Source organism: Vibrio sp. 2304, assembly GCF_033339475.1.
GTDB classification, from domain to species: Bacteria; Pseudomonadota; Gammaproteobacteria; order Enterobacterales; family Vibrionaceae; genus Vibrio; species Vibrio alginolyticus.
In genome coordinates this window covers 138,694-151,755 of sequence record NZ_JAWOUQ010000003.1, presented here as the reverse complement: position 1 = coordinate 151,755, position 13,062 = coordinate 138,694, and the positions used below count along the sequence as shown (strand labels likewise).

At 43.5% G+C, this 13,062-nt stretch carries 2 protein-coding genes and 1 pseudogene; 2 read left to right on the top strand and 1 reads right to left on the bottom strand.

Annotated elements, in window-relative coordinates:
• Positions 1-69 precede the first annotated feature (69 nt).
• Positions 70-708: pseudogene (locus R7P64_RS07880) on the top strand (CatB-related O-acetyltransferase).
• Between the two features lie 339 nt (positions 709-1,047).
• Here R7P64_RS07880 and R7P64_RS07875 read toward each other — a convergent pair.
• Positions 1,048-2,022 (bottom strand): peptidoglycan DD-metalloendopeptidase family protein, encoded by a 975-nt coding sequence (locus tag R7P64_RS07875; protein WP_025998710.1) that lies wholly within the window; start codon positions 2,020-2,022, stop codon positions 1,048-1,050.
• A gap of 253 nt (positions 2,023-2,275) precedes the next feature.
• Between R7P64_RS07875 and R7P64_RS07870 the strand changes: the two genes are divergently transcribed.
• Complete coding sequence (locus R7P64_RS07870; protein WP_318123351.1) at positions 2,276-12,817, top strand: tandem large repeat; 10,542 nt, start codon at positions 2,276-2,278, stop codon at positions 12,815-12,817.
• Positions 12,818-13,062 lie beyond the last annotated feature (245 nt).

Sequence of the window (13,062 nt, the reverse complement as noted above, 5' to 3'; positions counted from 1 at the left end):
AATTATTAGAGTTTATTTAGATACATACTATCTACAGTGTTTTATTAGATAGTATTTATAGGAGTATTCATGAAAACTAAGCATTGGTCTAAGGTGACTTTGCTACATGAAGTTGTTACGAACCCAAATATAACGATTAAAGGTAAACATAGTTATTACAGTGATTGTTGGGACGCCGGTTTTGAAGAGTCTGTTGTAAGATATCTACAAGGCGATGAGTTCAGCCGAGATTGGGAACCAAAATGGAAGATTGATAAGTTACATATAGGTGACTTTGTCTGTATTGCAGCGGAAGTTGTCATTGTTATGGGGGGAAACAGTACACATAGAGCTGATTGGTTCTCCTTGTACCCATTTATGGACTTTATTGAAGAAGCGTAGGTCGGGAAAGGAGATACTCATATTGGCGATGGCGCCTGGCTCGGTATGCGATCCATGATAATGCCGGGTGTGACTATCGGAGAAGGAGCAATCGTTGCGGCAAACAGTGTGGTGACGAAAGATGTTGAGCCTTACAGCATGGTTGCGGGGTCACCAGCTAAGCATGTCAAATATCGCTTTTCTCGAGAGACGATAGACGAACTGCTTGCTCTTAGGATATATGATTGGCCTGATAAGAAAATCGACAGCCTGAAGAGATTTTTATGTTCAGACGATTTAGAAGGGCTGAGAAAGGCAAGCGCTGAATATGATAGAAACCACTCATAATCGTGACAGTGTCACTGTTTAGAAAGTAAGAAAGAGGTATTGTTGGGCCTCTTTGTATTAGATATCTAGCCAATACAATGAGTAATCATTTTATTCTTTTATTGATCTTTTACGTGAACATGATAGGGCGCGTACCATTTGCGTTCAAGAACAAGAGGACAACGTGTTTGGTAAAGGGGAAACCGATGGAATATCGGGAAATTATAATCATTAAGAGCCGCATGTAGCGGCTCTTTTTGATCCTGAAATTGGTTAGTGGCGACAGACTACGAAGCGCTCAGAAGGTTACGAGGACTCGCTTCAGATAAATGAAGAAAGAGCGAATCGAAGTGGCTGTTGTTACCTATTTGACTGCTCATACCGTTGCCATTCCGCTGTTAACTCTGCTTTTTCTTTTCTCGCTGCAATCAGCATTTCTATATTTACGTCAGTGTTTGGGTGCCTTTGAATGTATCGCTCGTAATCAACCGGAACACCATTGATGTGCAGTTCAAGATGTAAATGCGGCCCTGTTGTTCTTCCTGTGTTACCCGTTTTCCCTATCACTTGTCCTCGGCTGATCTTCTCACCAACATGGACGTTGCGCTGAGATAAGTGTAGGTAGCGTGATACAGAGCCATTTGTGTGGCGGATATTAATATAGTTGCCAGCAAAACGGTTGTAGCGGGACTTTAAAACGATGCCATCAGCAATACTACGAATCGGTGTACCTACAGGTGTGGCATAATCAGTGCCTAAGTGCGGAGTGGTTATATTGGTCACTGGATGTGTTCGCTTTAAGTCATAGTCAGAGCTCACTCTGTAGTTTTTATCAAAGGGTGAAGAAAACATGAACTGATTATTTATCGACACACCATGCTCATCAAATACGTTACCGTGACCATCATTGATAATAAATAAATCAGTTTTACTGCCTAAATAGTAAAAAGAACTAATGTAAGTTTCATTTTTACTATTTAATTTAGTTCTTAAGATAAAGTTATCACCTCTTTTAATAGAGTCAATAATATTAAACTTGCTTTTGATAAGTGCTAATAGCAAGTTGATCTCTTTTTGACTCACTCCTGATTTTAATAATGAAGCGACAAAAGAGTATTCAACAACACCGATAGTGATTTTTTGCCTACGAGTCTTCTTTTTAATTGATGGCTGCACATTCTCACTTTCGAATTCTAAAGGCTTGATGGTAGGTAGCCTATCCACAGGAGTGAGGAAGTAGTGAGAAAGCGATACGCTAATCAATATGATTAACGCAGTAGTGATAAGGGCTACGGTAGGAGCTTGCACACTCCTTTTTATTATTAAAATAGTCATTAGTTTTGTTGGTTTATCAATACTGACAGTTGTGCGTAGAGTATAATATTTTAAATAAAAACTAGCATTAAAGCATGAGTAATTCCTCTGTTTTAACTAAGTTAATAATTATAGGATGTAAAAATAATTTTAATAATTCAGTCAAAGTGACGGTTGGCTTGGTGTTTATACCTATTTTGTTGGTGTTAATGTCACGTTGAGAAAATATTTTTCAATAATATAATCTCGGGAAAATATATTTTGCCAAATTACTATGTTCGCTAAAAATACGCTGAAATTAACATTAGGTCTTACGCTTACATCTCTTTTATTGAGTGCATGTGGTGGTGGTGATGGAGGAGACAACACACCTCCAGCTAGAAGCAAAGGAAGCATTTCCGGTATGGTGTTTGACGCCCCAGTCAATGGCGCCAAGATTGAGGTTTTCGAGTTCAAAAATGGAAACTTAGGTCGGAAGTTGGCTAACACGACGTCTGATGCCTTCGGAAACTATCTGCTAGAGTTTGAATCGTCGTCAATGCCTCTTTTTGTTGTCGCAAAAGAGGGGAGTTATACCGATCCGTTTACAAATGAAACGGTATCTGTGAGTAATGCGAAGACACTTAAATTTGAAGGTGTTGTGAACTTTAAAGAGGGGAGTGAGCAAAAGTTAATGCTTACTCCGCTGTCGAACTTGGCAGCTGGCTTGGCAAAGTACAAAATTTCTCAGGGGGCCACAGATGAAAGTGCCTTTTCAATCGCTTTGGATAGTATCAATAGCATGTATGGTTTTGACGTAAATGAGACCAAACCTATTGATATTACCAAAGGTGGGCAAAGCAGTTTTGCTAGTACTGGGCATCAATACGGTGCTTTATTAACAGCATACTCGTCTTACTCTTACGATCTTATAAAAAAATACGGCAACAGCGATAACGTCTACACTTCGATGCACTTCGCTGACATCCAATATCGGGATGTTATTGCAGATGGTGTTCTTGATGGTCTTGAAGTGAGCAAGACTTCAGGAGCAGTGACTCCCCTCAGCTTTGGACAGAAAAAGATAAACAGCGACGTTTACACACGTGACTTATCTCAGCACGTTTTGATCGTGGTAAACGACCCAAGTATCAATATTTCTGGTACTGATGCTGCCGACTATGTCGACTTTAGTAAGAAGCTTAATGACTTAGGTACATATGGCAGTACAGATGGCGTCATTCCACCGCGAGATGGGACGGAGATTGATACCACAGCGCCTATCGTGACACGCATTGACCGTGATGTACTTGCTGGCACCGATAAAGTTGATCTAAAAATTGTTGATGATATCGGTGTAGAAGACGTATCCGCCTTTATTCAGTATCAGATTAATGGCTCTTGGTCTGGTGAATTTCAATGTAACGACATACAAGATTTTGGAAGCACATTCTGTTCGGTTGAATTTGATGATTTTGAAGTTGGCCTTCGAGAGACCAACGTTAAAGTTAACATTAATACCAAAGAGATCGATAGTGTAGATATGAACCCTGCCACAGGGCTCTCAAACGTAACAGCAGCACGGTTAGTCTTGTATACAGCGGATGTACTGGGTAATGAGTTAATTCCAGGCAGCCATTCGGGTCTTCATATCAACTTTGAATGGGATAACGATGCGCCTGTTATCGATATTACATCGGCGAGTGCAATTAATAACCAACTTAAAGAATACGTTCTGAAAGGCGTTGTAAAAGAAAGCTCGCAGGAGATTAGTTCGGTCAGTATTTCATTTAAAGATGGCTTACATGAGGGCGTCACATGTTCTCCTGTCACTGTAGAGTCTGGAAATGCTTGTGAGTTTAGTAAGGCTTACCCAACTGATGAATTCCTATCTACGACGGTCTTTGAGGTTCGAGCGAAGGATAGCAAAGGCAATACGGGCTCTGCGCAGCATGCAGTAAGTCGTGACGATCAAGCGCCAGCACAGACGATAACCTATCCTGAAGGTACGTCAATGACGTACGTAAATGTGGGTTTAGATGGTGAACGAACCACTTACGATGGTATCTACTCTCAAGATACGTACACCCCAGACAATGTTCAAGCAAGCCGCGATTTCCTGAAGATTGATTATGCGTACGCAAGTTTAGGGATTCAGAACTCATTAAAAGGGATAGATTTTAGTAACTTCAACGCTAATTTATTGAAAGAGAATAAAATCCCTTATGTTCGTGTGAAAGTTTCAGACGTAAACACCGATACGGTTTTAGGCTCCAACGCTAATAAGCTTAAGCTCGTCGTCAAGTACTACGTAAGCCAAAACAACGATAACAACTACTCACTTCAGCAAGTTATTGACACAACCGCATCCGATGACGATTACATCGCAAAAATTCCGCACGAAACGCTGTTAGATAGCAATGGGCGAGTAGAGGATGTCATCTATTACATTCCTTTTGTAAGAGATATTTTGGGTGACAGCTTTAAATCGGTATCAGAAAACAGTAGTCAAAAGTTAGTCATTCAAACCATCGATGAGTCTGATAACGAAAGCACTCCAAGAGAAGTATATTTTAGAAGTAGCTTTGACCTACCAACCATAAAAGTGGTGACACCATTTATTGGTGCGCGAGCTCAACTTGAAGGGTTGAGCCCAAGTGGTGAATTCACTTCACTTGCAAGTTGTACCACTATCCAGCAACTGGAAAGTGACCAGTCCATGGCTCTTGACGTAGCGAGTTGTGAAACCACAACTGACGTAGTGAATTATGATTTCATGCGTGTTCGTTTAATTGGTATCGAAGGCAGTGAGCCATACTATTACCAATGGAAAAGAGATCCAGGGACCAAGAAAGTAACGGTTGACTTAAACAAGGCCAATATTGGTGTGTATTTTAAGCTCAAAGGTTCTCAAACTTACTATATTACTGAACTATCGACATATCAGACTGGTTTGTTTGATTTCCAGTGGGATCAAGTGACAGCGGGAGAGAAAACTTCAGAACGTGCGATTCAAATTCTTGATGAGGTGCGCTACGCGTTATCAGGTACGAATAACAACTCATTCTTTGGGTTTGACCCAACGGTTGTGTCTTATGCAACCAATGAAATGTTTACGACTAAAGCGATTCCAGACAAGCCATCAAATGACTATCTACACCGATTCCTTGTTGAAGCAATTGATAGTATTGCCGAGAGAATGCCAAGAAATAACTCATTAGATTTTGCATCTGCTATTTACGATGATTTTAGCTACGATGGAAAAGCAAATGGTGTAGGGGCAGGAGGAAGTCAAGTTACGCTCGATTCTTACACGTTTGGCGCTGAAACTTACCGAAAAGACCTGGCGCAATCGTATTATGAAATCATGGCGAGCAAATACGGTATTGAGACCAATATCGCGCAGCTCTATGCTGATGATATTTCGATGGCTAATCCTGACTTAAATGGTAAGAACATTTTTGATACAGAGGGTAGCAGTATCGATACCTTGCCTCCGCAGCCAAAATTAACCATTGAAAGCGGTAGAGAGACGATGGTTGGTAATAGGCTTTATATCGCTGGCGAGGTTGTTTCTAAAATTGTCCTAGACGATCCTTCTGGTATTGTAGGAACCGACGCTCACGGCCCGAAGTTTAGCACGATGTGGTATCAAGCCAATGAGCCAAATATTGAAATACCACTGGACATCAACATCGTAGAAAACTCAGACAGCAGCAATGCTTATCGAAAAGAGTACTTCTTCACCCTTAACTCCCAGTCTAGTGAACTAAAAGATATTATAGAGTTTGCCGTGGAGACCAGTGCTATGGACCCACATGGCAATGCGTATGGTTACAATGGTAAATCTCCGTTTATAGAATCGGTGTTTATTGATAACGACTTCCCTAAGGCCAGTTACCTTCCACCCAATGATGTCGATGGTAAACCTGTAGAAAACGGTATTTATTTAAATGCGAACAATACTCATGAATTAACCTTCAAGGTTGAGGATATTGTTGGTGATAAGCTTGCCTCGAGGGGCCTTGTTTTCTACCAGCAAACCGGTGAAAAAGTAACATACACACCAGAAAACTTTGCAAGTAACTCGAAAGACGCGTTTAAAGTCAAACTATGTACGGGCGAGATATGTTCAAATCAAGGCTCTACGATTTATCCTGGTGATGGAGATTGGTTAGTTGTTGCAGCAGCAGAGGACAACTTAGGTAACTCCGTTTCAGAGTTAACTAGCACCGCTCCGAGATTCAATATTCGTATCGACTCTGAAGCCCCTATTGTAAAAAGTGAGCAGGTTCAAAGCCGTTTAGGTGGTAATAACCAATGGACACCTGTCATTGATTGGGGGACGTTAAGCTCTGGCAATAACGTAAAAATAGATTTGCGCCGCGGATCTGGTCAGGCTCTGACATTAGAAAGCTGTGACCCTCTAACAGAGGCGTGTGACGTACCATACCTAGTTGGTGAACAGCCTGACGTCAAAGTCCAACTGGTTTCAAAAGCATTTGATTACGATGAATGGAATGAATTTTACGTCACTGCGACGGACAACGCTTACCCTGCCAATGTTAGTACAACAGGGAAATTTACCTTCCAAGTCGATAACAAAGGCCCTGAAATCATCCTAAATACGCCTTGGGTTGAAGACACATTGTCCAAAGAGAACTATGTTATAGGGCGTGAGTTCAACGTGCGATTTAAATCCGTAATAGACGATTCAGACCTTGAGCAAGTCTCGCTGTATCAAAGTGGTAAAGATTCGCCAATTAAGACAATTGTGCCAACGGATTCATCTAAAGAGTTTGTCATGTCTCTTATCAAGAGTGACACAGATAAAATAGACATTTCTGAAGATGAAAAAACAACGTCATTGTATGTAAAAGCAACCGATATTTATGGTTTTGAGTCTAGTTCTAACACGCACAAGGTTATTCTTGATCGTGATGGGCCAACATTAGGCTTAAGTGGTTTCAATGCGAATGACTACTACTTAGGTAACTATGTCTTTGACCTAACGGCGCTAGACCTAAATGCAAACGGTGATGTTTCAATTAATGGCGTAAATCGAGAAAGCCTAGAGTATTGGACGTTTAGCGATCTGGAACCATTACCTGGCTCTCCCGGTACAAAAATCAATGAGGATCTCAAAGTGAGCCTTGGTGATTTAGGTACGGGTACACACAAGGTTCGTTTAAAAGGGTCTGATGTTCGTGGCAACACAACCTTAACCAGTGATGAGCAAGATTTTACCGTCAAAGTGTACAACTCAATCCCGCAGGTGACGCTGGCGATGAGTTACACGGATGGAACGCCAATTACAAACAACACCATCTATCAAGATGGAAATATCGTACTGACGCTTGATATTGTTGATGATAGTGGCGTTGATCGAATTGACTCAACTTATAGATTCTCTGGAGAGCAAAACGGGACTAACTTTACGTTCTCAGAAACCGCAGATGGCACTTGGACTGCAACGTTGCTTTCTACACAAATTGCCAAAGATGGTAATTATGAACTTGATATCAAAGTTTATAACAAAGTTCGTTACCTTGATGAAAAAGACCGAAAGGTTGGAAAAGTAAACCAAACCTTTAGCGTACAGCGTGAAGGCGTGGTTCTAATAGTTGAAAGCCCGCTGGACTTCCAAAATTACTTATCTGATGGTGTTCTTGATGTCACCTTTACTACATTGAGTGCGGTCAAAGCCAAAACGTTAGAGTGTTGGGTTCGTGAAGAATACAACTCTCTAGATGCGCCACCAACTAATGAGCAACCAACTTCTGGTGTTATCAACGTATCGCAAGAACCTTACAGTTGTAGTGTCAATGTTGGGCAAAACATGACCAAAGCACCTGTTACTTTGATCACTAAAACCTTGGGTACAAATGGGCGTGAAACGATCAACAAGTTCAATTTCTCGATGGTGGATATTGATGCACCGACAGTCGTCGATGGTAACTCATACAGTTTTAAAGGAAGTGATGTTTGGTTTGATGAAGCTTTGAAGAAGAAGATGCTCACATTTGAGCTCTCTTTTAATGATGCTTTATCAGGCGTGAATACCGAAAGTTCAGATGAATATCCAAAGTTGGTTCGTAATCTTGGCAACAAAGCTTATACACCAACGACTTGTGCCAAAGGTGTTGGAAATATCAAGTGTACGTATTCTGCATCCTATGCCGATATTATTGATGGCCTGAGTACAACTCAAGAATACAAAATCAAGAACTTATCTGATTTAGCAGGAAACTTGACGCCAGAGCACGATCTACTGCTTGAATTACCTAAAGGTTCGGTAGTCGTTGAAATTACTGATCCGGTTGGAAACACAACCATTAATGGTCAGCAGCTTGTCGCCAAATTCAGAATTAAGCTGTATGAAAACTCTAGACTAGACAATGTGATGGCCAGGTTTGGAACGGAATCCTACAACTATAAAGATAATCCGGAGAAGTTTGCACAATTAGAGGTGTGTGCAGATGATCCAACCTACAAGTGTTCAACATTTACAAGTGAACTTCCTAGCGATGCGGATGGAAAAACGATCAGGACAACGATTACAGCAACGGATGTTTGGTCGAGAGTCGGTGAAGCGACCGTTGATATTAAAGTTGACAACACACCTCCAAGTGTTGGCGATGAGATTATCGTAACTGAATCGCCAACAAATCCAGATAATGTTCGTTTTCGTTTCGACATAACGGACACTGGTAGCAGCCTGGCAAAAGTAAACTATTCGGTTTTAAACCCAAGCTATCAAGAAGAAAGAGTAGAGGATGGGAACGGTTCATCTACGTACTTTGAACTATCAAAATCTCAGTTAGAGGGGCGTGGTTCAATCACAGTTGATATCAAAGCAACAGATAGTGTTGGGCTATATTCAGACATCAGAAAAGTCATTGATATTAGTGTTCCTAAAGTCACGATTGATTTCGATGGAATTACGAGTTTGCAGGGTGGGAAACTGTTTTTAACCAAGGCGAGCCAGCCGTTTACGGTATCTACGGTGGAAGGAGAAAGAGTGAAAGCTTCACAATATTCTGTGGAGCTTATTCCAAGCCTCGGTGATTCCTTGCGTTACTCAGGTGATGTTATCTCATCTAGTGGTAATGGAATGATGAACTTTGCCGTCGATAACCAAGGGTCATATACCCTTAAGGTGACGGTGACGGACTCAGTTGGAAGAGAGAATACAAGCTTTGAATTACTAGGCAAAAGTTATGATGGAAAGGTTATCGAATCTATTGTTGATTATGACGCTCCAAGTATTTCGGGCTTAAGTGCTAATCAAACCTCTAAGGTGCCGACAAACGATAAGTATCAACTAGAAATTAGTGCATACATTACAGATAAAAATTTAAATCTCGTCACGTCAAAAGCGGTGAGTGGTGGCAGCACTGTGGCTCCTCAAGCGATTACTGAGCCGACAACCGAAGCGGGGCCTTATGTCATAAGCTATTTGTTACCGAAAGGCGATCATACGATCACGGTGGCAGCAACAGACAAGGTGGATAACAAGAGTGAAAGTTCTATTGACGCGCATGTGGAAGCGGCAACCGTTCCCGGGCTAAGTATCTCTACCGCCTCAAGCGCCCCTCTTTTTGGAGGCGAAGAGATTACGCTTGCGTTTAACTTTACAGAAGAAGTTACGAACTTTGATATCTCAGATGTCCATCTTGTCGCTAGTGATAGCGGTGCAACAGGAACGTTAAAACAAGATACTTGGTCGACTTCAGACAATATTACGTGGACGGTTAACTATGTCAGCCCAGAAAAACAAGATAAAAATATCACTATTCAGGTAGAAGACAATAGCTATCAAAGTACCAACACAATTCCTGGAAAAGGAAGCAGCTTAAGTATCGCGGTTGAAGGAATCTTACCAAAACTAACCAATGTGACATTTAACCCCGAGCATCAGAGTGTGGGTCAAAGCGTGAATGTATCGCTTGAGTTTGATAAAGAGCTCCAAGAGGCGACCGCTACGCTTGGCGGCAATCGCATTAGTTCTCTGTCAGCAACGGCAGATAAAAAGGTCTGGGTTGGTGATGTACAAGTTCCGAGCACCGCGCTGTTAAGTGTCGACTTGGTTGTTAGTCAATTTAAAGATTTGACTGGCAACATAGGTGAGGATAACACCGCTCACGAATTACCGATCACGCCAACCTTAGCTATTACGCCAGTGGGTAATGTGGATGAAACGCAAGCCGCCACGCTACAATTCGAAGGTACGTCGACACGTTTTGACGGTCAGTCCTTGCGTCTTGAAGTGAAAGCTCAAGGCAGCGTGACGGTACTAAAAAGCGGCAGTGCAACAGTACAAGCCGGTGGCACTTGGATCAGTGACGCAATGGACATGAGTCACCAAACCAATGGTACTTATACCGTGATGGTGACGGGGACGAACTCAGCCGGCATTGAAGTAAGTGAAAGTCAGAGCTTTACACTGGCGCAGTCTTTGCCAACGCTGACTAACGTGACGTTTACGCCTGAGCACCAAGCCATCGGCCAAAGCGTGACGGTAACGCTAGAATTCGATAAAGATCTGCAGTCCGCCGCGGCGGAGTTAGGTGGCACGACGATCACCTCGTTAGTGGCAACCGCGGACCCAAGTGTTTGGACTGGTGATGTGGTGGTACCAAGCACGTCAGAGCTCAATGTGGCGTTACTAGTTCGTGACTACCAAGACTTATCAGGGAATACCGGTAGCCAGAACACGGCTTACTCCATGCCGATCACGCCGACCTTAGCTATTACGCCAGTGGGCAATGTGGATGAAACGCATGCCGCCACGCTACAATTCGAAGGCACGTCGACACGTTTTGACGGTCAGTCCTTGCGTCTTGAAGTGAAAGCCCAAGGCAGCGCGACGGTACTAAAAAGCGGCAGCGCGACAGTACAAGCCGGTGGCACTTGGATCAGTGACGCAATGGACATGAGTCACCAAACCAATGGTACTTATACTGTGATGGTGACGGGGACGAACTCTGCGGGCATTGAAGTGAGTGAAAGCCAGAGCTTTACACTGGCGCAGTCTCTGCCAACGCTGACTAACGCGATGTTTACGCCTGAGCACCAAGCCATCGGCCAAAGCGTGACGGTGACGCTGGAATTCGATAAAGATCTGCAATCCGCCGCAGCAGAGTTAGGTGGTACGACGCTCACCTCCTTAGTGGCAACCGCGGACCCAAGTGTTTGGACTGGTGATGTAGTGGTACCAGACTCGTCAGAGCTGAATGTGGCGTTACTAGTTCGTGACTACCAAGACTTATCAGGGAATACCGGTAGCCAGAACACGGCTTACTCCATGCCGATCACGCCGACCTTAGCTATTACGCCAGTGGGCAATGTGGATGAAACGCATGCCGCCACGCTACAATTTGAAGGTACGTCGACACGCTTTGACGGTCAGTCCCTGCGTCTTGAAGTGAAAGCCCAAGGCAGCGCGACGGTACTAAAAAGCGGCAGTGCAACGGTACAAGCCGGTGGCACTTGGACCAGTGACGCAATGGACATGAGTCACCAAACCAATGGCACTTATACCGTGATGGTGACGGGGACGAACTCAGCCGGCATTGAAGTGAGTGAAAGCCAGAGCTTTACACTGGCGCAGTCTCTGCCAACGCTGACTAACGTGACGTTTACGCCTGAGCACCAAGCCATCGGCCAAAGCGTGACGGTAACGCTGGAATTCGATAAAGATCTGCAATCCGCAGCAGCAGAGTTAGGTGGTACAACGATCACTTCATTAATGGCAACCGCAGACCCAAGTGTTTGGACTGGTGATGTGGTGGTACCAAGCACGTCGGAGCTCAATGTGGCGTTGCTTGTTCGTGACTACCAAGACTTATCAGGGAATACCGGTAGCCAGAGCACGGCTTACTCCATGCCGATCACGCCGACCTTAGCCATCACGCCAGTGGGCAATGTGGATGAAACGCATGCCGCCACGCTACAATTCGAAGGCACGTCGACACGCTTTGATGGTCAGTCCCTGCGTCTTGAAGTAAAGGCCCAAGGCAGCGCAACGGTATTGAAAAGCAGCAGTGCGACGGTACAAGCCGGTGGCAATTGGACCAGTGACGCGATTGATATGAGTCACCAAACCAACGGCACTTATACCGTGATGGTGACGGGGACGAACTCAGCCGGCATTGAAGTGAGTGAAAGCCAGAGCTTTACACTGGCGCAGTCTCTGCCAACGCTGACTAACGTGACGTTTACGCCTGAGCACCAAGCCATCGGCCAAAGCGTGACGGTGACGCTGGAATTCGATAAAGATCTGCAATCCGCTGCGGCGGAGTTAGGTGGCACGACGATCACTTCATTAGTGGCAACCGCGGACCCAAGTGTTTGGACTGGTGATGTGGTGGTACCAAGCACGTCGGAGCTCAATGTGGGGTTGGTTGTTCGTGACTACCAAGACTTATCAGGAAATACCGGTAGTCAGAACACGGCTTACTCCATGCCAATTACACCGACAATACACCTAGACGTTATCAACGATGTTACTGGAGTGGAAAGCGTGACAGTAAGTGGTAGCAGTGAACGATTTGAAGATGGTGAGTTCATAGATATCAAAGCAGTCGACGCTGATGGTACAGAAGCCACAGGCATGGCAACCGTGCTTTCAGACTCATGGACAACTGATTTAGATCTTTCAGGACTGAAGGAAGGGGTAGTGACGATTTATGTAAATGGTACCAACAAGCTTTCCGCCTCTGCCGAAGAGGCTCAAGCAACATTTAACTATGATCGTTTCGCAAGTACAGCCTCCTTAGGTGCTGTTTACAACCGATATTTTAGTGATAACAAAACTTTAAAAAATGCGGCATAAATAAAGCGAGCGTTTAGCTCGCTTTATTTCTTTGGGACTTTTTGTGATATTTATCAAAATAATTGCCTTTATTGATAAGTTACTCGAATTAATGAATCGTCTTAATACAAGGCTGAATAACTATAATAACTAGGCCAATGTTGCTTTTAGGTGTGTATGACGTGATTGTGATGGTCGCTCGGCAGGTGCTGTGGTGAATGTGTCGCGTTGAAAATCTTTTTAAATATTATATATTTACGCTCGTT